20 protein-coding genes and 1 riboswitch are annotated in these 18,212 nt (G+C 74.4%); of the genes, 1 reads left to right on the top strand and 19 read right to left on the bottom strand.

Annotated features, from left to right (window positions below; all coding sequences use genetic code 11):
• Positions 1–2 precede the first annotated feature (2 nt).
• On the bottom strand, positions 3–965 hold the full coding sequence (locus ACXJKF_RS14800) for a helix-turn-helix transcriptional regulator (RefSeq protein WP_456788470.1): 963 nt from the start codon (positions 963–965) through the stop codon (positions 3–5).
• The gene (locus ACXJKF_RS14805) at positions 958–1,971 is read right to left on the bottom strand and encodes a helix-turn-helix transcriptional regulator (RefSeq protein ID WP_456788471.1); all 1,014 of its coding nucleotides are present in this window, start codon (positions 1,969–1,971) and stop codon (positions 958–960) included. The genes ACXJKF_RS14800 and ACXJKF_RS14805 overlap by 8 nt, the downstream gene beginning before the upstream one ends.
• A 34-nt stretch (positions 1,972–2,005) precedes the next feature.
• Between ACXJKF_RS14805 and ACXJKF_RS14810 the strand changes: the two genes are divergently transcribed.
• Positions 2,006–3,112: a DUF3866 family protein gene (locus ACXJKF_RS14810; protein WP_456788472.1), complete on the top strand. Its 1,107-nt coding sequence runs from the start codon at positions 2,006–2,008 to the stop codon at positions 3,110–3,112.
• Positions 3,113–3,116: 4 nt separating this feature from the next.
• Here ACXJKF_RS14810 and ACXJKF_RS14815 read toward each other — a convergent pair whose 3' ends face one another.
• From ACXJKF_RS14815 to mihF, 17 genes are all read right to left on the bottom strand, one after another.
• The gene (locus ACXJKF_RS14815) at positions 3,117–3,575 is read right to left on the bottom strand and encodes a PH domain-containing protein (protein ID WP_456788473.1); all 459 of its coding nucleotides are present in this window, start codon (positions 3,573–3,575) and stop codon (positions 3,117–3,119) included.
• Complete coding sequence (gene hisG, locus ACXJKF_RS14820; RefSeq protein ID WP_456788474.1) at positions 3,563–4,411, bottom strand: ATP phosphoribosyltransferase; 849 nt, start codon at positions 4,409–4,411, stop codon at positions 3,563–3,565. Before hisG ends, ACXJKF_RS14815 begins: the two co-directional genes overlap by 13 nt.
• Positions 4,412–4,422: 11 nt before the next feature.
• Positions 4,423–4,686: a phosphoribosyl-ATP diphosphatase gene (locus ACXJKF_RS14825; RefSeq protein WP_456788475.1), complete on the bottom strand. Its 264-nt coding sequence runs from the start codon at positions 4,684–4,686 to the stop codon at positions 4,423–4,425.
• Positions 4,687–4,695: 9 nt separating this feature from the next.
• Positions 4,696–5,199: a 6,7-dimethyl-8-ribityllumazine synthase gene (gene ribH, locus ACXJKF_RS14830; RefSeq protein ID WP_456788476.1), complete on the bottom strand. Its 504-nt coding sequence runs from the start codon at positions 5,197–5,199 to the stop codon at positions 4,696–4,698.
• Positions 5,196–6,563 carry a 3,4-dihydroxy-2-butanone-4-phosphate synthase gene (gene ribB, locus ACXJKF_RS14835; protein ID WP_456788477.1) on the bottom strand — a complete coding sequence of 456 codons (1,368 nt, stop codon included), beginning with the start codon at positions 6,561–6,563 and terminating at the stop codon, positions 5,196–5,198. The genes ribH and ribB overlap by 4 nt, the downstream gene beginning before the upstream one ends.
• Positions 6,560–7,171: a riboflavin synthase gene (locus ACXJKF_RS14840; RefSeq protein WP_456788478.1), complete on the bottom strand. Its 612-nt coding sequence runs from the start codon at positions 7,169–7,171 to the stop codon at positions 6,560–6,562. The genes ribB and ACXJKF_RS14840 overlap by 4 nt, the downstream gene beginning before the upstream one ends.
• Positions 7,171–8,247: a bifunctional diaminohydroxyphosphoribosylaminopyrimidine deaminase/5-amino-6-(5-phosphoribosylamino)uracil reductase RibD gene (gene ribD, locus ACXJKF_RS14845; protein WP_456788479.1), complete on the bottom strand. Its 1,077-nt coding sequence runs from the start codon at positions 8,245–8,247 to the stop codon at positions 7,171–7,173. Before ribD ends, ACXJKF_RS14840 begins: the two co-directional genes overlap by 1 nt.
• A gap of 76 nt (positions 8,248–8,323) precedes the next feature.
• A riboswitch (FMN riboswitch) is annotated at positions 8,324–8,456 on the bottom strand.
• 53 nt (positions 8,457–8,509) lie between these two features.
• The gene (gene rpe, locus ACXJKF_RS14850) at positions 8,510–9,169 is read right to left on the bottom strand and encodes a ribulose-phosphate 3-epimerase (RefSeq protein ID WP_456788480.1); all 660 of its coding nucleotides are present in this window, start codon (positions 9,167–9,169) and stop codon (positions 8,510–8,512) included.
• Between the two features lie 23 nt (positions 9,170–9,192).
• Entirely contained in the window at positions 9,193–10,704 is a 1,512-nt protein-coding gene (locus ACXJKF_RS14855) for an RsmB/NOP family class I SAM-dependent RNA methyltransferase (RefSeq protein ID WP_456788481.1), read from the bottom strand.
• Positions 10,701–11,639 carry a methionyl-tRNA formyltransferase gene (gene fmt / locus ACXJKF_RS14860; protein WP_456788482.1) on the bottom strand — a complete coding sequence of 313 codons (939 nt, stop codon included), beginning with the start codon at positions 11,637–11,639 and terminating at the stop codon, positions 10,701–10,703. The genes ACXJKF_RS14855 and fmt overlap by 4 nt, the downstream gene beginning before the upstream one ends.
• A gap of 10 nt (positions 11,640–11,649) precedes the next feature.
• Positions 11,650–12,261, bottom strand: coding sequence for an HAD-IA family hydrolase (locus ACXJKF_RS14865; RefSeq protein ID WP_456788483.1), 612 nt, complete (start codon positions 12,259–12,261; stop codon positions 11,650–11,652).
• The gene (locus ACXJKF_RS14870; protein ID WP_456788515.1) at positions 12,258–14,309 is read right to left on the bottom strand and encodes a primosomal protein N'; all 2,052 of its coding nucleotides are present in this window, start codon (positions 14,307–14,309) and stop codon (positions 12,258–12,260) included. The genes ACXJKF_RS14865 and ACXJKF_RS14870 overlap by 4 nt, the downstream gene beginning before the upstream one ends.
• 59 nt (positions 14,310–14,368) lie before the next feature.
• Complete coding sequence (gene metK, locus ACXJKF_RS14875) at positions 14,369–15,571, bottom strand: methionine adenosyltransferase (protein ID WP_456788484.1); 1,203 nt, start codon at positions 15,569–15,571, stop codon at positions 14,369–14,371.
• A gap of 43 nt (positions 15,572–15,614) precedes the next feature.
• Entirely contained in the window at positions 15,615–16,811 is a 1,197-nt protein-coding gene (gene coaBC, locus ACXJKF_RS14880; RefSeq protein WP_456788485.1) for a bifunctional phosphopantothenoylcysteine decarboxylase/phosphopantothenate--cysteine ligase CoaBC, read from the bottom strand.
• Positions 16,812–16,821: 10 nt separating this feature from the next.
• The gene (gene rpoZ, locus ACXJKF_RS14885; RefSeq protein WP_028046344.1) at positions 16,822–17,085 is read right to left on the bottom strand and encodes a DNA-directed RNA polymerase subunit omega; all 264 of its coding nucleotides are present in this window, start codon (positions 17,083–17,085) and stop codon (positions 16,822–16,824) included.
• Positions 17,086–17,135: 50 nt separating this feature from the next.
• A complete protein-coding gene (gmk, locus tag ACXJKF_RS14890) occupies positions 17,136–17,705 on the bottom strand; it encodes a guanylate kinase (protein ID WP_456788486.1) in 570 nt (189 codons plus the stop codon).
• Between the two features lie 55 nt (positions 17,706–17,760).
• Positions 17,761–18,072 carry an integration host factor, actinobacterial type gene (gene mihF, locus ACXJKF_RS14895; protein ID WP_056587928.1) on the bottom strand — a complete coding sequence of 104 codons (312 nt, stop codon included), beginning with the start codon at positions 18,070–18,072 and terminating at the stop codon, positions 17,761–17,763.
• Positions 18,073–18,212 lie beyond the last annotated feature (140 nt).

Here is an 18,212-nt window from a genome sequence, read left to right on the forward strand (position 1 = left end):
CGTCAGATCATCTCCCCGTACGCGCGCAGGCCGGCACGTGCGGCCGCGGCGACCTCCCGCGCGATGCGCGCCGGCCGGATCTCGAGCACGTCGTCGGCCACCTGGAGGACCAGGTGACGCAGCCACGCGTGCTGCACCACGCGCACGTCGACCTCGAACGACCCGTCGTCGAGGTTGCGCACGGCATCCACCGGGATGGTCTCCGCGACCCACCGCGCGCGGCTGGACAGGTGGAGCGTGACCAGCTCGCCCTCGGCGCCCGGCGAGAACACGTCGGCGCCCGCCGGGACCTCGTGGTCCTCGGCGTCGGCGTCCAGGACCTCGGCGGACAGCACCCGGTCCACCCGGAACAGCCGCTCACCGTCCACGAGCAGGCACCACGCGAGCAGGTAGGACCGCTCGTCGTCGGTGACGAGGCGGACCGGGTCGACGTCGCGCTCCGTCGTCACGTCGGAGGCGTTGACGTAGCGCAGGTGCAGCCGGCGACCGTGCCGCAGCGCCGTCGCGACCGCCGCCGCGACGTCCGGGGCCGCATCGACCGACAGCTGCACGTCGACAGCCGCCGCGGCGTCACCCGTCGCGGCCGTCAGCTTGGCGAGCGCGGAGCGCAGGACCGCGGCCCGTTCCGGGTCCATCGCGTCGCCGAGCGCCGCGTCCACGGCACGCAGGGCCGCGACGAGGGCGACCGCCTCCCGCGCCCCGAGGCGCAGCGGGCGGGTCATCCCGCGCGACTCGGTGAGCCGCACGACGCCCTGCTCGTAGGAGGCGGCGTCGAAGTCGATGAGGTCGTGCGGGTAGTAGCCGGGCGTGCCCGTGACCCACAGCGTGTCGATGTCGTCCATGACCTGACGCGTGCTCACGCCGAACTGCTCGGCGATGGCCTCCACCGGCACCCCCTCGTGGCGGTCGAGGTAGGTGATCATGCCGAGCATCCGCAGGAGCCGGTCGCTGGCCCGCTCAGCCATCGGAACCCACCTCCCGGTCGAGCGTCGCGGCGGTGCGCAACAGGTGCAGGACGGACTGCCGCAGCCCGGCCGGGGCGAGCACGACGACCGCGTCGCCGTACCCCACCAGCTCCTCGGCGAGCTCCCACTCGGCTCGGAACGGCACGTGCACCAGGTCGCGCTGCGCGAGCAGGGGGTCGGCCGACCAGTCCTGTTCGTCCGGTGGAGGCGGCACGGCGCGTGCGCGGGGTGCACTGGCCCGCTCCGGCAGGATCGCGAGCGTGGCGATGCGCTCGGGCCCGGTCCCCCACGTCTGCAGGGCGTCCGCGAGCTCCTCGGTGGACGGGGCGGTGAACGAGCCCGGCTCGCCGACGGTCCGGACCGAGCCCTCCAGCCGGCTCAGCCGGAACGACCGGCTGGCACCACGGTCCCGGTCGCGGCCCACCAGCACCCAGCCGCCGCGGCGCGCGAGCAGCTTCCACGGCTCGACGGTGCGCTCGCGGACCTCGCCCGTGGTAGCGGCGCGGTACGTGAACCGGACGGCCTGACGCGCCTGCACGGCGTCGACGAGCGGCCCGAACGCGCCGCCGCCCGCCCGCACGCGCGGGGCGAGCCCCGCCACCAGGTCGGTCGACTCCGGTGCGTCGCCGACCGCCCGCAGCTTGGTGAGCGCCCGGGTGGTGTCGGCGCGGACCGCCTGGTCCTGCCACACCTGGGCGGCCATCGCGAGCACGCCCAGCTCGGCGGCCGTCAGCTCGAGCGGCGGGAGCGCGTACGCGTCCAGGTCGACCCGGTAGCCGATGTCGTCGCCGTGCCCCGCGTCCGTCACCGTGAGGATCGGGATGCCGAGGTCGCGCAGCGTGTCCTTGTCCCGCTCGAACATCCGCTCGAACGCGTCGTCGGACGGTGCCTCCTGGTACCCGGCGACGCTCGTGCGCACCTGCTCCTTCGTCATCCGGCCGGCCGTGTTGACCAGGGCGATGACGAGGTTGAGCAGGCGCTCGGCAGGGGCGATCTGAGCGGCCATCGAGGACCACCGTAGTGGCCGGTAGCGTGGGCGCGTGATCACGTGGCGTGCGGGTGTCGTGGTGTCGCTCGGGGCCACGTGGCCCGGCGCCGCCGAGGTGACGGTCGAGCTCGAGGCTCCCGTCGGCACCGCGACCGCAGGTGACACGGTTCGCGCGCTGGCGTTCCCGGCGCTGGTCGGGAGCCCGGAGATCGGGGACCGCGTCCTGCTGAACGTCTCCGCCCTGGCCCGCGGGCTGGGCACGGGCGGGTACGCGCTCGTGATCGCGCTGCCGGAACGCACCCCCCTCGACCCGCCCGCCGGGCCGGGGCACCTGGTGAAGGCGCGCTACACCCCGCTGCAGGCCATTGTCCTCGGCGTCGACGACCAGGAGTCGCCGCACCACGAGCTCCTGCGCGACGCCGACGACCTCGCCGGTCTGCCGGTCGTGGTCGCGGACCTGCACTCCGCGCTGCCCGCGATCGTCGCCGGCGCGCGGTTCGCCGCCGACCGCGCGGGTCGGCCGATGCCACGCGTCGCGTACGTGATGACCGACGGCGGTGCCCTGCCCGCGTGGTTCTCCCGCACGGTCGCCGGGCTGCGGTCCGCCGGCTGGATCGAGGCGTGCGTGACCACCGGGCAGTCGTTCGGCGGGGACCTCGAGGCGGTCACCGTGCACACGGGGCTGCTCGCGGCACGGCACGTCGTCGGCGCCGACCTCGTCGTCGTCGCGCAGGGTCCGGGCAACCTGGGGACCGGGACGCGCTGGGGCTTCTCGGGGGTGGCCGCCGGCGAGGCCGTCAATGCTGCCGGTGTGCTCGGCGGACGTCCTGTCGCCTCGCTGCGGGTGTCCGGCGCGGACCAGCGCGAACGCCACCTCGGCGTCTCGCACCACTCGCTGACGGCGTACGGCCGGGTCGCGCTCGCGCCCGCCGACGTCGTCGTCCCGCTGCTCGACGGGGAGCTCGGCGCACGGGTCCGCGAGCAGGCCGCGGCGCTGGCCCCGCGGCACCGGCTGGTCGAGGTCCCCGCAGGACCGGAGCTGCGCAGCGCGCTGACCGGCTCCCCCGTCCGCCTGTCCACCATGGGGCGCGGTCTCGACCAGGACCCGGAGGCGTTCCTCGCTGCCGCTGCCGCCGGGGTGCACGCCGTCGAGCTGTAGCGGGTCAGTCGTCCCGCGGCGTCGCCGTGTGCATCGCGACGAGGGTGGCCAGGCGGCGGGCCTCGGCGTCCGCGAACTCCCCGTCAGCCCGCTGGATGCCCATCACGGCGAGCGTGTCACCGTCGGACAGGTCGAGCTGGACCCACGGCCGGCCGGACCCGAACCGCACCGACACGATCTCGGCCCACTCGAGCCGGCGCGTGAACACGAGGTTCCGGACGGTGAGACCGTCGTCGTCGACCCTCGCCGTCACGGTCGCCTGCCGCCACAGGAACCAGACGATCAGGCCGCCGACCAGCACGAAGCCGACGCGGTCCCCGGTCGACAGGACGGACATGGCCAGGATGATCGCGACGGTCGACGCCACGACGAGGACGGCGAGGGCGATCGTGACCACCCGGGCGAACCGCGGCCGGAACGGTGCCGTGAGCTCGTCCACCGACGGACCGCTCAGAGCCGGCACGCGTGGATCGACGTCACGAGGATCGCGCGCGCACCGATGTCGTACAGGGAGTCCATGACCCGGTTGGTCTGGTCGCGCCGGACCATCGCCCGCACCGCGGCCCAGTCCCGGTTGTGCAGCGGCGAGACGGTCGGCGACTCCAGGCCGGGGGTGATCGCGACGGCCGCGTCGACCAGCCCGAGCGGCACGTCATAGTCCATGAGCACGTACTCGCGGGCGGTCAGCACGCCCTGGATGCGGCGCGTGAGCACGTCGAGCCCGGCCGGCTCGTCACCGTCGGCCCGCCGGACGAGGACCGCCTCGGAGCGCAGGATCGGGTCCGCGAAGATCTCCAGACCTGCCGCGCGCAGCGTGGTGCCCGTCTCGACGACGTCCGCGATCACGTCGGCCACACCGAGCTTGATGGCGGACTCGACGGCACCGTCCAGGCGCACGACCCCGGCCGGCTCGATGCCGAGGGAGCGCAGGTACGACCGGACGAGCACCGGGTACGACGTGGCGACGCGCCGGTCGCCGACCTGCTTGACGTCGGTCCACTCCCCCGCCGTCCCGGCGAACCGGAAGGTGGACCGGGCGAAGCCCAGCGGCAGGTGCTCGACCGCGGCGGACTCCGAGTCGAGCATCAGGTCGCGGCCGGTGATGCCGACGTCGACCGTCCCGGCGCCGACGTACACGGCGATGTCCCGCGGGCGCAGGAAGAAGAACTCGACGTCGTTGTCCGGGTCGGGCAGCACGAGCTCGCGCGAGTCCCGACGCTGCCGGTACCCGGCCTCCTTGAGCATCTCGACGGCGGGCTCTGACAGGGAGCCCTTGTTCGGGACGGCGATCCTCAGCACGGTCAGTCTCCTCAGAGGTGGGTGTAGACGTCGGCGAGCGTCAGCCCGCGCGCGATCATCAACACCTGGAGGTGGTACAGGAGCTGCGAGATCTCCTCGGCCGTCCGCTCGTCCGACTCGTACTCGGCGGCCATCCAGACCTCCGCAGCCTCCTCGACGACCTTCTTGCCGATGCCGTGCACGCCGGTGTCCAGCTCCGCGACGGTGCCGGAACCCGCCGGGCGGGTCACGGCCTTCTCCGAGAGCTCGGCGAACAGGGTGTCGAAGGTTTTCACGCGGAGACTCTAGACGCCGGGGAGCGCAGGGCGCGCAGCGCGACCACGGACAGTGCGCAGGGCGACCACGGTCGCGACCGCCGCCTCGGCCGCCTCGGTCCCCTTGTCCTCGTGCGACCCCTCGAGGCCGGCCCGGTCGAGGGCCTGCTCCTCGTTGTCGCAGGTGAGCACGCCGAACCCGACGGGCACACCCGTGCGGACGCCCACGTCGGTGAGCCCGAGGGTCGCGCCCTGGCACACGAAGTCGAAGTGGGGGGTGCCGCCGCGGATGACGACGCCGAGGGCGACGACCGCGTCGGCACCGTTCTCGGCGGCGACCTGCGCGGCGACCGGCAGCTCGAACGTGCCGGGGACGCGGACGATCGTGACGTCCTCGACGTGTGCCGCAGCGAGCGCGCGCTGCGCCCCGGCGAGCAGGCCGTCCATCACGACGGTGTGCCAGCTCGCCGCGACGACGACGACCTTCAGGCCGGTGCCGTCGACGGTCAGGGTGGGTGCTCCAGCACCGCTCATGCCAGGTCCTCCAGGTTCTCGAACGCGTGGTCGTCGTGGTCGGCGCCGGGGGTGGCCGGCGTGGCGTGCACGGGTGCGACCGCGATGGGCTCGCGCTCCGTGCCGGGTGTCAGGTGGAGCAGGTGCCCCATGGACGTGGCCTTCGTCCGCAGGTACGCCTCGTTCTGCGGCGTGCGGCCGACCTCGAGGCTGCGGATCTCCGCGACGTCGATCCCATGGGCGCGCAGGCCGGCCACCTTCGCGGGGTTGTTGGTCAGCAGGCTCACCCGTCGCACCCCGAGGTCCGTGAGGATCGCCGCGGCTGCACCGTACTCGCGCCGGTCCGCCGGCCAGCCGAGGTCGAGGTTGGCCTCGACGGTGTCCCGGCCCTGGTCCTGCAGCGCGTACGCCGCGACCTTGGCCAGCAGGCCGATCCCGCGGCCCTCGTGCCCGCGCAGGTAGACGACCGCACCGCCCTGCTCGGCGGCGAGCTCCAGGGCAGCGTCCAGCTGCGGTCCGCAGTCGCACCGGGCCGAGCCGAACGCGTCGCCGGTGAGGCACTCGGAGTGCACCCGCACGACGGGCACGTCCGCGAGCCCTGCGGTCGGCACGAGCGCGACGTGCTCGGCGCCCGTCCTCAGGTCGCGGTAGCCGTGGATGCGGAAATCCCCGTGCTTGGTCGGCAGGTACGCGGTGTGCGTCGCGTGCACCCGCTCCTTCGGCGGAGCCGCGACGGCGACCTCCGCGGTGACGTCGTCGCCCTGCGCGATGCGCCAGGCGACGATGTCCTCGATGGTGAGCAGGACGAGACCCTCGGCGTCGGCCAGCGCCGAGGCGTCGGGCAGTCGCATCATCGACCCGTCGTCGTTGACCAGCTCGGCGATGGCCCCGACCGGCTCCAGTCCGGCGAGCCGGCACAGGTCCACCGCGGCCTCGGTGTGGCCGGTGCGGTGCAGCACGCCGCCCGGCACCGCGCGCAGGGGCAGCACGTGGCCGGGGCGGATCAGGTCCCCGCTGCCCGACGCCGGATCGGCCAGCACCCGCATCGTCCGGGCGCGGTCCGCCGCCGAGATACCGGTCGTGACGCCCGTCGCGGCGTCGACCGTCACCGTGTAGGCGGTGCGGCGCGGGTCCTGGCTGCTCGGCACCATCAGCGGCAGGTCGAGCGCGTCGGCCCGCGAGGCGGGCATCGGGGCGCACAGGTAGCCCGACGAGTGCCGGATGGTCCACGCGATCCACTCGGGGGTCGCCGACTGCGCGGCGAGGATGACGTCGGCCTCGTTCTCCCGGTCGGGCGAGTCCGCGACAAGCACCGGACGCCCCTCGCGCAGGGCCTCCAGCGCGTCCTCGACGGTGCCGAGGCGCACGCCTGCAGGGGCCGTCATCGCAGGACCCCGGCCGTCGAGAGCAGCCGCTCGGTGTACTTGGCCAGCACGTCGACCTCCAGGTTGACCCGGGCACCGGGTGCGAGCGTGCCGAGGGTCGTCGCCTCGAGCGTCGTGGGGATGAGGGAGACACCGAACGACTCGTCGGTGACGTGCGTGACCGTGAGGGAGATGCCGGAGACCGCGATCGACCCCTTCTCGGCGACGTACCGCGCGAGCTCCGGGGCCAGCCCGATCTCCACGTCGTCCCAGCGCGGTCCGGGCGACCGGCTCAGGATGGTGCCGACGCCGTCGACGTGGCCCTGCACGACGTGTCCGCCGTACCGTCCGCCCACGGGCAGGGCGCGCTCGAGGTTGACCGGGCTGGACACGCCGACATCCTCCAGCGCGCTGCGCCGCAGGGTCTCCGGCATGACGTCCGCGAAGAACGTGCCGTCGCCGGGGAGCTCCGTGACCGTCAGACAGACCCCGGAGACACTGATCGAGTCGCCCAGGTGGGCGTCGGACACGACGAGCGGTCCGCGGACCCGCAGGCGCGCGTCCAGGCCCTCCCCTCGGTGCTCGATGGCCTCGACGGTGCCGATCTMCTCGACGATTCCGGTGAACATCAGTGCTCCTCCGTGGTGCCGTGCGGTTCGTGATGCGAGTCGACGGTCGCGACGATGAGGACGTCGGGACCGAGCGGGATGACGGATCGGGTGGTGAGGCGGACGGCGTCGCCGATCGTGGTGACGCCCAGGTCCGCCATGGCCGGACGGCCGGAGCCGAGCAGGACGGGAGCGACGTAGGCGTGCACCTCGTCGACCAGCCCGGCGGCGAGGAACGCGGCGGCCAGCGTGGGGCCGCCCTCGACCAGCACGTGCCGGACCTCGCGCGCCGCGAGCTCGGCCAGCACCAGTGCCGGGTCGTGCGTCCGCACGTGGACCAGCTCGCCCCCCGGTCCGTGCAGGCGCGCGCCCGGCGGCAGGTCGCGACGGCCGACCACGACACGCAGCGGCTGCTGACCGTGCAGCTCCCCGGCGGCGTTGCGCGCGGTGAGCGAGGGGTCGTCGACGAGTGCGGTGCCGGTGCCGACCACGATGGCGTCGACCTCGGCGCGCAGGTCGTGCGCGTGGTGCCGGGAGACCTCCGAGGTGATCCACCTGCTGGTCCCGTCGGCGGCGGCCACACGGCCGTCGAGCGAGGTGGCGAGCTTGAGCGTCACGAACGGGCGTCCACGCTCGACCGAGGGCAGCCAGGCACCCAGCAGAGCCCGTCCCTCGGCGGCGAGCACGCCGGTCTCGACGTCGACCCCGGCGGCGCGCAGCCGGTCGGCGCCGCCGGCGGCGACGGGGTTCGGGTCGGGCACGGACACCACGACGCGGGCGACGCCCGCCGCCAGCAGCGCCTCGGAGCACGGACCTGTGCGGCCGGTGTGGTTGCAGGGCTCGAGCGTGACGACGGCCGTCGCCCCGCGCGTGTCCGCTCCGCGGTCGGTGGCGTCGGTCAGTGCGGCCACCTCGGCGTGCGGTGTGCCCGCGCCCCGGTGCCAGCCCTCGCCGAGGACGGTGCCGTCCGGGCTGAGCAGCACGCAGCCGACACGCGGGTTGGGACCGTTCGCCGGTCCGCGGCGGGCGATCTCCAGCGCGCGGCGCATGGCGTCGAGCTCCGCGGGTGCGCGCACGACGGTGTCGCTGCTGGTCATGCTCACCTCCGGACGCGCGGGGCTCCGGGGTGAGGGCGGCAGGAAGGGTCCCGCAGCCACGGCGCACAGGCGCCGCCACGTGATCCTCCCATCCGGACTTTCACCGTCGGTCCTGGAGTTCCACCAGGTCAACCGCCCGATCCTTGCGGACCGTGCGGGTCGCGGACTGTCACCGCCGGCTCGGAATTACACCGACCCCGGAGCACGTGTATGTGTGTTCGTCTTGCGCCAACGATCATGCCACACCAGGCATTCCCGCCGGTCAGGCGTTCGCGTCCGCCAGCCCGCGCAGGGCGACGATCTCGGCGCCGACGTCCGGTGCGCCGTAGACCGCCGAGCCCGCGACGAAGACGTTCGCGCCCGCCTGCGCGATCCGCCCGATCGTGTCACGCGCGACCCCGCCGTCCACCTGGATCCAGGTGGACGCGTCGGACGCGTCGATCGCCTGGCGTGCTCGGCGGATCTTCGGCAGCATCCCCTCGATGAACGACTGACCGCCGAACCCGGGCTCGACCGTCATCACCAGGATCATGTCGAACTCCGGCAGCAGGTCGAGCAGCGGCTCGATCGGCGAGGCGGGTCGCAGGGCGATCCCCGCCCGCACGCCCCGCGAGCGGAGCTCCCGTGCCAGCCGGACCGGCGCCTGGGTGGCCTCCGCGTGGAACGTGACCGAGGCGGCACCCAGCGCGGCGTACTCGGGGGCCCACCGGTCGGCGTCCTCGATCATGAGGTGCAGGTCCAGCGGGACGGGCGACACCTCGGCGATGCGCTTCACCACCGGCAGCCCGAGCGTCAGGTTGGGCACGAAGTGGTTGTCCATGACGTCCACGTGCACGAAGTCTGCAGCGGCGATCCGCTGCAGGTCACGCTCCAGGTTCACGAAGTCCGCGGACAGGATGCTGGGGTTGATCAGCGCAGGCACCCGACCAGCCTAGAGGCCTCCGCTCAGCCGGTGCGGCGCAGCAGCGTCAGGTGCATCGCGTCGGTGCCGTGCACGTGCGGCCACAGCTGCACGTCGGTCCGGTCGTCGTCGAGGTCGACGTCCCCACCCGGCGCGATCGCGCGCACGACCGCCGGGGTGTCGAGCCGTTCGACGTCGATGCTCAACCGGGTCGCGGCGCGCAGGGCGTCCTTGACGACGAGCTGGGTCTCGACGAGGTGCGGTGAGCACGTCACGTACGCCACCACACCGCCGACGCGGACCGCCCGCAGTGCCGAGACCAGGAGGTCGCGCTGGAGCGCGCTGAGGGCGGCGAGGTCGGCCGGTGTCCGGCGCCACCGGGCCTCCGGCCGACGGCGCAGCGCTCCGAGGCCGGTGCACGGCGCGTCCACCATCACGCGGTCGTACGCGCCGGGCTCGTCGGCGCCCAGGGTGCGGCCGTCGCCCGTCCGGACGTCCTCGACCGCGTCGGCGGGCACCGCACGCAGGGCCTGCTCGACGAGCCGCGTCCGGTGCGGCTGCACCTCGTTGGCGACGATCCGCGCACCGCGCTCCCCCGCGACGGCCGCCAGCAGCGCGGCCTTGCCCCCGGGTCCCGCGCACAGGTCGAGCCAGCGCTCGTCKGGACCGTCGAGCGGCGCCTCCGTCAGGGCGAGGGCGACCAGCTGGCTGCCCTCGTCCTGGACCCCGGCACGGCCGTCCCGCACGCTGGGGAGCGCGGCGGGGTCGCCACCCGACAGGACCACCGCGGTCGGTGCCAGAGCACCGACGACGCCCGCCCCGTCGGACTCGTCCATCACCTCGTCCTGGTCCACCAGGCCGGGGCGTGCGACGACGGTGACGCGAGGCGCCCCGTTGTCCGCAGCCAGGAGCGCCTCGATCTCGTCGGCGGACCGGCCGTTGCCCACCAGGGCCTCGCGCAGCGCTCGCACCACCCACAGCGGATGGCTCTGCACGACGGCGAGCCGGGCCAGCTCGTCCTCGCCCGCGGCATCCGCGATCCGCTCCTGCCACTCCTCCGCCGAGGACCGCCCGACGGTCCKCAGGACCGCGTTGACGAACTGTGACGGCCCGGTGCCCAGCTGCTCGCGGGCGAGGCCGACCGTCTCGGACACGGCCGCGTGCGCGGGCACGCGCATGCCGAGCAGCTGGTGGACCCCGAGGCGCAGGACGTCGAGCGCGGGAGCGTCGATCGTGCCGACCTCGCGGTTGGCCGCCTGCGCGATGATCGCGTCGTACCGGCCGCGCAGCCGCAGCGTGCCGTAGGCGAGCTCGGTGGCGAACGCCGCGTCCCGGCCGCTGATCCGGCGCTCGCGCAGCAGGGGTGGGAGCACGAGGTTGGCGTACGCGTCGGAGCCCTCGACAGAGCGCAGCACGTCATAGGCCGCGGTCCGCGCGGGGTCGCTCCCCCGCCGTCGCTGCGACGGCGCGGAGGCCGACCGCTGGGTCCGACCCTCGGAGCGGGCAGCGCCTCGCTGGCGGCCGCTCGGGTCGCGTCGGTCRTCGGCGGGGCTCATGCCGCACCGCCGAGCACGACGTCGGCGCCGAGCCGGGCGCCACGGGCCCAGTCCGCCGCGTTCATCGACCGCTTGCCCTGCGGGGTCACCTCGGTCAGCCGGACGGCGTGCCCGCCGGTGCCGACGAGCACCTCCTTCTTGCCGGCCAGGAGCTGCCCCGGCGCCAGGTCCGTGACGTCGGAGACCGGTACGACGGGTGCCAGGCCGAGCCGGGAGCCGTCCGGCAGCGTCGTCCAGGCGCCGGGCGCAGGGGTGCAGCCGCGGACGAGCCGGTCGACGGCGTGCGCCGGGTGCGACCAGCGCACGCGCGCGTCCTCGACCTCGATCTTCGGCGCGAGGCTGACCCCGTCCGTGGACTGCACGACGGGGCTGAGGATCCCGTCCTCCAGGGCGTCGAGCGTCTGCACCAGCAGGCCGGCACCGGCGACGGCCAGGCGACCCAGCAGGTCGCCGGCGGTGTCCCGCGCGCGGATCGTCTCGGTGAGGAACCCGAACACCGGCCCGGTGTCGAGGCCCGCCTCGAGCCGGAACGTCGAGGCGCCCGACACCTCGTCGCCGGCGATGATCGCGTGCTGCACGGGGGCGGCACCGCGCCAGGCCGGCAGGACCGAGAAGTGCAGGTTGACCCAGCCGTGGGTCGGGACGTCCAGCAGAGCCGGCGGGATGAGCGCGCCGTACGCGACGACCGGGGCGGCGTCGACCGCGAGCTCGGCCAGCCGTGCCTGGAAGTCCTCGTCCCGCGGGCGCTGCGGTGTGAGGACCTCGAGCCCGGCCTCCAGCGCACGCGCCTTGATCTCGCTCGGCGCGGAGGCCCGGCCACGCCCCGACCGGGCGTCGGGACGGGTGAGCACGGCCACCACCTCGTGGCGGGAGGCGAGGAGCGCCTCGAGCGACGGCACCGCGGCCGCGGGAGTTCCGGCGAAGAGCAGTCGCATGGCGTCGATCCTAGGCGCGCGGCAGAGCGACCCCGCGCGCGACGAGGTCCGCCCGCAAGGCCTCCGCGGTGGTGAAGAGGACGGCATCGAACCCGGCTGCGGCCCCTGCGGCGACGTTCGCCGCGGAGTCGTCGGCGAACACCGTGCGCTCCGGGCGCAGGCCGAACCGGTCCGTCAGCAGCGCGAACACGCGCGGGTCGGGCTTGGCGACGCCGACCTCGCCCGAGACCAGCACGTCCTCGAGCAACCCGATGGCGGTCGCCGCCGGCTCGGCCAGGTGGAACGTCTCGGCGGACCAGTTCGTGAGGCCGAGCAGCCGGATGCCGAGCGCCCGCAGGTCGCGCACCACCTCGTACGACCCGGGGACCGGTCCGGTCAGCGTGTCGGCGAAGTGCTCGACGTACACGTCGAGCGCCGGCAGGTGCTCGGGCGCGCTCGCAGCCAGGTCCGCCCGGGCGTCCGCCCACGACCGCCCGGCATCCTGCAGGTGGTTGAACGCCATGAAGTCGAACCCGGCGAGGAAGGCCTCCGTCGCCGGTGCCGGGAGCCGTCCGACGAACGGCCGGTACGGGTCCCACCGGACGAGGACGTTGCCGAGGTCGAGCACGACCGTGTCGATCACGAGAGCTCCGCCGGATCCATCTGGACGCGGACGGTGCCACCCTCGCGGCGGGCGCTGCGCACCGCCAGCGACGCGGACAGCGCGCGGGCGAGCGCGGCACCGGCGGTGCGCGGCACCCGCACGAGAGCCCGCACCGCCGGCTCGAGCGCGTCCTGCTCGGCACCGTCGGCAGGGACCGGGCCGAGGATCTCCGCGTCGGCGAGGTCGAGCCGGGACAGCAGGATGTCGACGGCGTCCCGGGGGCCGGTGACCGAGGCGATCCGGACGGCCGGAGGCAGGGCGAGCTCGACCCGCTCCGCCAGCTCGCGCGAGGCGTACCCGGAGGGGTCCCAGCGCACCAGCGCCTGCGTGACCCGCTCCTCCGCGTCGCCGACGAGCACGACCGTCCCGCCCGCGGACGCGGGACGCACCAGGGCGGCAGCCGTGAGCCACCGGCGCAGCGCGTCCTCCCCCGTCCGCAGCGACGCCCCGGCCGTGCTCACCGCCGCATCCAGCAGCAGCGCGGCGGCATATCCGCCGGGAGCGACCGGCTCGGCGCCGGGCGTCGCCACGACGACCGCCGGCACGTCCGGGACCGACGCCAGCACGCCGCCGGCCGCACGGGCCCCCGAGACGCGGATCGGGACGCCCGGGAACGCCCGGCCCAGCTCCTCGGCGGTCCGCTCCGAGCCGACCCGCACGGACCGCAGCGCACCCGCACCGCACTCGGTGCACCGCCAGTCGGTCGCCAACCGCCCGCACCAGCCGCAGGTCGGGACGCCGTCGGCGGTGGTCAGCCCCAGCGGTCCGTGGCAGACGCCGCAGCGCGCCGAGGCCCGGCACCGCCCGCAGGCGACCGCGGGCACGTACCCGGCGCGGGGCACCTGGACGAGGACCGGGCCGTCGGCCAGCCGGTCGCGGAGCGTGCGCCAGGCCGGTGCCGGGAGCCGCGCGGCAGCCGCAGGGCCTTCCCGGGCGAGCTCGACCGAGGTCAGGGCCAGCACCCGCGCGGCCCGCGCCCGCGTGGTGGGGCGGTCCGCGACCACCTCGCGCGCCCACCCCGACTCGACGAGGGCCTGCGCCTCGACGCTGCGCCCGTGCGCCGCCACGAGCAGCGCGCACCGTTCCAGCTCGGAGCGCAGGGCCAGCACCTCGCGGACGTGCGGGTACGGCGCTCGCGGCTCGGCGTGCAGCGGGTCGCCGTCGTCCCACACGACCGCGAGCCCGAGGTCGGCCACGGGGGCGAAYGCCGACGCGCGCGTCCCGACGACGACGGTCGCCTGACCACGCAGCGCCGCGAGGAACGACCGGTACCGCCCGGCGGGGCCGTCGTCGGCGGCGAGCCGGACCGCGCCACCGGTCGTCCCGGGCGTCCAGCGTGGTACCCCGGCAGCCTCCAGCGCACCGAGCACGCGGTCGATGTCCCGCGCGTCAGGCACGACGACGAGCGCACCACGCCCGCCCAGCACGCATGCGGCGACCGCCTGCACGATCCCGTCGGGCCACCGCTCGCCCTCCGCACCGGGCAGGGCCGTCCACACAGCGCGTGGCGCACCGCCGTCCCTCACGTGCTGGAGGAAGGCCGCACCGCCGCGGTACGGCGCCCACGCCGTGGCCGACGGTGACGGCGCTGGGCCCTCGTCCGCGGGTGCCGGAGCTTCCGCCTCGACGCGGGCGTGCCGCGCAGGGATGGCGAGCCGGAGCACGTCGTTCAACGTGCCCGCCCACCGGTCCGCGACGGCCCGCGCGAGCCTGGCCACCTGCGGCGTGAGCACCGGCTCGGTCGAGACGACCTTGCGCACCGGTTGGAGCGTGCCGTCGTGGTCGGCCTCGGCGACCCGCTCCAGGATGTAGCCGTTGACGTCCTGGGCCCCGAACCGCACCTTCACCCGGGTACCGGGGACGGCGGTGTCGGCCAGCGTGGCCGGGACCAGGTACTCGAAGACGCGGTCGAGGTGCGCGGGGACGAGGTCGACGCACACCCGCGCGACCGGCAGCTGCTCCGCGGGCGTGACACCGTCAGGAGCGCGTCGAGTGCGCCGCTTCGGCTGCGGCAGGCCCTCGAGCATCAGCTGCTCGCCCTCCGCGCTCGTCTCCACGCCGGGCGACCCGGGCCGACCGTCCGGCGTCAGCCCACCGCGGACCGGAGGTCCGCCACGCGGTCGGTGCGCTCCCAGGTGAACTCCGGCAGCTCCCGGCCGAAGTGCCCGTAGGCGGCCGTCTTGCGGTAGATCGGGCGCAGCAGGTCGAGGTCCCGCACGATCGCCGCGGGCCTCAGGTCGAACACGTCGCGGATGGCGGCGGTCAGCCGGGCCAGCGGCACCGTCTCGGTGCCGAACGTCTCGACGTAGAGGCCGACAGGGTTCGCCTTGCCGATGGCGTAGGCGACCTGGACCTCGCACCGCCGCGCGAGACCGGCGGCGACGACGTTCTTCGCCACCCAGCGCATCGCGTACGCGGCCGAGCGGTCCACCTTCGACGGGTCCTTGCCGGAGAACGCCCCGCCACCGTGCCGGGCGATGCCGCCGTAGGTGTCGACGATGATCTTGCGTCCCGTGAGCCCGGCATCGCCCTGCGGCCCGCCGACCACGAACGTGCCGGTCGGGTTCACGAGCAGGCGGTAGTCCGTGGCGTCGAGGTCCAGCTGCGCCAGGACGGGAGCGACGACGAGCTCGGCGATCGCCGGCCGCAGCGTCGTCTCCAGCTGGACGTCCGGGTCGTGCTGCGTGGACAGGACGACGGTGTCGAGCCGGACCGCGCGGTCGCCGTCGTAGCCGATGGTGACCTGGGTCTTCCCGTCGGGACGCAGCCCCGGGAGGATCCCCTCCTTGCGCACGAGCGTCAGCCGCTCGGCGAGCCGGTGCGCGAGCCAGATGGGCAGCGGCAGCAGGGTCGGGGTGTCGTCGGAGGCGTAGCCGAACATCAGGCCCTGGTCGCCGGCACCCTGTGCGTCGAGCGGGTCCAGGTCCGCCGAGTCCTCGCGGATCTCGAGCGCCTTGTCCACGCCCGCGGCGATGTCCGGCGACTGCTGCCCGATCGAGACCGAGATGCCGCAGGAGTCGCCGTCGAAGCCGATCGCCGACGAGGTGTAGCCGATCCCCCGGACGACCTCGCGCACGATCTGCGGGATCTCGACGTACGCGCTCGTGGTGACCTCACCGGCGACATGCACGAGGCCCGTGGTGACCATCGTCTCGACCGCGACGCGTGCCTGGGGGTCCTGCTCGAGCATCGCGTCGAGGATGGCGTCGGAGATCTGGTCACAGATCTTGTCCGGGTGCCCCTCGGTCACGGACTCGGACGTGAACAGGCGCATGTCGGGCTCGGTCATGGCGGACAGCGTAATGGGCGCGTGGCAGCGTCCGTGCAGCGTCTCAGCGACGCGTGAGGACCGCGTCCCAGACCGCGTCGGCGACCTCGGCCTTGGTGCCGGAGGCCTCCGCGACCACCGCGCCGGCGCCGTCCAGGATCGTCACGTCGTTCAGGTCGGTGCCGAACCCGCGCCCGCCGCCGACGGCGTTCACGACGAGGAGGTCGGCTCCCTTGCGTCGCGCCTTCGCCCGCCCGTGCTCGAGGACGCTCTCGGTTTGGTCACCTGTCTCTGCGGCGAAGCCGACGACGACCTGGCCGGGCCGCAGCCGCTGCGCGGCGAGCTCGGCGAGGATGTCGACGGTCTCGACGAGCTCCAGCACGGTGGGCGCGCCGTCGGCCTGCTTCTTGATCTTGGACTCCGCACTGGTGCGGGGGCGGAAGTCGGCCACCGCGGCGGCCATCACGACGACGTCGGCGTCCTTGGCGGCCGCACGCACGGCGTCCCGCAGCTCGGCACCCGTCTCGGCGTGGACCACGTCGACCCCCGCCGGGACCGGGACGTCGATGTTCGCGGCGACGAGCGTCACGCGTGCGCCGCGGGCGTGGGCGGTCTGCGCGAGCGCGACGCCCTGCCGTCCGGACGACCGGTTGCCGAGGAACCGGACGGGGTCCAGCGGTTCCCGGGTGCCGCCGGCGGAGACCACGACGTGCGTGCCCGCGAGGTCGTGCGGCCTGCTGCTCACCAGCGCGAGGGCGGCGGCGGCGATCTCCTCCGGCTCCGGCAGGCGACCGGGGCCGGTGTCCGAGCCGGTCAGGCGACCTGCGGCGGGCTCAAGGACGTGCACGCCGCGCGCCCGCAGGGTCGCGACGTTCGCGACGGTGGCGGCGTGCTCCCACATCTCGGTGTGCATCGCCGGAGCCAGCAGCACCGGGCAGCGGGCCACCAGCAGCGTCGCGGTGAGCAGGTCGTCGGCCTGCCCGGTCGCGGCCCGAGCGAGGAGGTCCGCGGTGGCCGGGGCGACGATCACGAGCTCGGCCTGCTTGCCGACGGCCACGTGCGCCACCTGGTCGACGTCCTCGAAGACGTCGGTCGTCACCGGCTGGCCGGACAGCGCCTCCCAGGTCGCGCGCCCGACGAACTCGAGCGCCGCCCGGGTGGGGACCACGCGCACGGCGTGGCCCTGCTCGCGCAGGAGGCGCAGCAGCAGCACCGCCTTGTAGGCGGCGATGCCGCCCGCGACGCCGAGGACGATGTGCATGGAGGGAGGGTCAGCCCTCGGTGGCCTCGGACGTCAGCAGGCCGGCGTCGATCTCGCGCATCGCGATCGAGAGCGGCTTCTCCTGCGGGCGGGTGTCCACCAGCGGGCCGACGTACTCGAGCAGGCCCTCGTTGAGCTGCGAGTAGTAGGCGTTGATCTGACGCGCGCGCTTGGCCGAGTACAGGACGAGCGCGTACTTGGAGTCGGCGCGCTCGAGCAGACGGTCGATGGGCGGGTCGGTGATGCCGGTGGGGGCGGCGACGGTTCCGGACACGGTGATCTCCCAGAGAGGCAGAGGGGGGCTGACGGACGCTGACCCCAATACTACCTGGTCTGGATACCCATCCCGCGGACGAGCTCGTCGGTGGCCCGGTGGACGTCGTCGTTGACGATCACCTGGTCGAACTCGGCCGCTGCGGCGAGCTCGACGCGCGCCGTGCTCAGCCGACGCTCACGCTCTTCCGCGTCCTCGGTCCCCCGCCCGACGAGCCGTCGTTCCAGCTCGGCGAACGACKGGGGTGCGAGGAAGACGAAGTGCGCGTCGGGCATCGAGTCCCGCACCTGACGCGCTCCCTGCAGGTCGATCTCCAGGAGTGCGGGCTCCCCCTGCGCCAGGCGCTCCTCGACGGGCCGCCGAGGAGTGCCGTAGCGGTTGCGGCCGTGCACCACCGCCCACTCGAGGAGGTCGCCGCGCGCCACCATCCGGTCGAACTCGTCGACCGACACGAACAGGTAGTGCACCCCGTCGACCTCGCCGGGCCGCGGGGGTCTCGTCGTGGCCGAGACGGAGAGCCAGACCTCCGGGTAGCGGGATCGGACGTCGGCGGACACCGTCCCCTTGCCGACGGCGGTCGGTCCGGCGAGAACGGTCAGCCGGGCAGTCGTCGTCGTCATGGGTGGTGCGGTGCTCCTCGAGATGTACGGCGCGGCCCGCCTGTGCTCGAGATATCTACCCGAAACGGTCGACGAGAGCCTTCACCTGGTGCGGTCCGAGCCCACGCACGCGGCGGGTCTCGGAGATTCCGATCTCGGAGATGATCGCACGCGCCTTGACCTTGCCCACGCCAGGCAGGGACTCGAGCAGGGCGAGGACCTTCAGCTTGCCGATGGTCTCGTCCGCCTGCCCCTGCGCGATCACCTCGGAGAGCGTGCCCTGCGAGTACTTGAGGCGATTCTTGACCTCAGCGCGGGCCTGGCGGGCGGCGCCGGCCTTCTGGAGCGCTGCCGCTCGTTGTTCGGGAGTCAGCGGAGGGAGTGCCACGCGCGTCACCTTCTCGTCAGTGGGCCGGCGACCCACGTGGAGTGCGCGGGATCGTGAGAACGAAACTAGCGAGCACCACCCCGATCGGCAATGCGGACGCGCGTCCAGTGCGCCCGGACCTGCGGCGACACCCTGCCGTG

It is taken from the genome of Cellulomonas sp. P5_C5 (assembly GCF_054049655.1).

What these genes read in the sequence shown, in the direction of transcription:
- ribD (WP_456788479.1), bottom strand. Translation starts at nt 8,247, where the DNA reads ATGACCAGCAGCGACACCGTCGTGCGCGCACCCGCGGAGCTCGACGCC.
- metK (WP_456788484.1), bottom strand. Translation starts at nt 15,571, where the DNA reads ATGACCGAGCCCGACATGCGCCTGTTCACGTCCGAGTCCGTGACCGAG.
- coaBC (WP_456788485.1), bottom strand. Translation starts at nt 16,811, where the DNA reads ATGCACATCGTCCTCGGCGTCGCGGGCGGCATCGCCGCCTACAAGGCG.
- fmt (WP_456788482.1), bottom strand. Translation starts at nt 11,639, where the DNA reads ATGCGACTGCTCTTCGCCGGAACTCCCGCGGCCGCGGTGCCGTCGCTC.
- ribH (WP_456788476.1), bottom strand. Translation starts at nt 5,199, where the DNA reads ATGAGCGGTGCTGGAGCACCCACCCTGACCGTCGACGGCACCGGCCTG.
- ACXJKF_RS14805 (WP_456788471.1), bottom strand. Translation starts at nt 1,971, where the DNA reads ATGGCCGCTCAGATCGCCCCTGCCGAGCGCCTGCTCAACCTCGTCATC.
- ACXJKF_RS14800 (WP_456788470.1), bottom strand. Translation starts at nt 965, where the DNA reads ATGGCTGAGCGGGCCAGCGACCGGCTCCTGCGGATGCTCGGCATGATC.
- ribB (WP_456788477.1), bottom strand. Translation starts at nt 6,563, where the DNA reads ATGACGGCCCCTGCAGGCGTGCGCCTCGGCACCGTCGAGGACGCGCTG.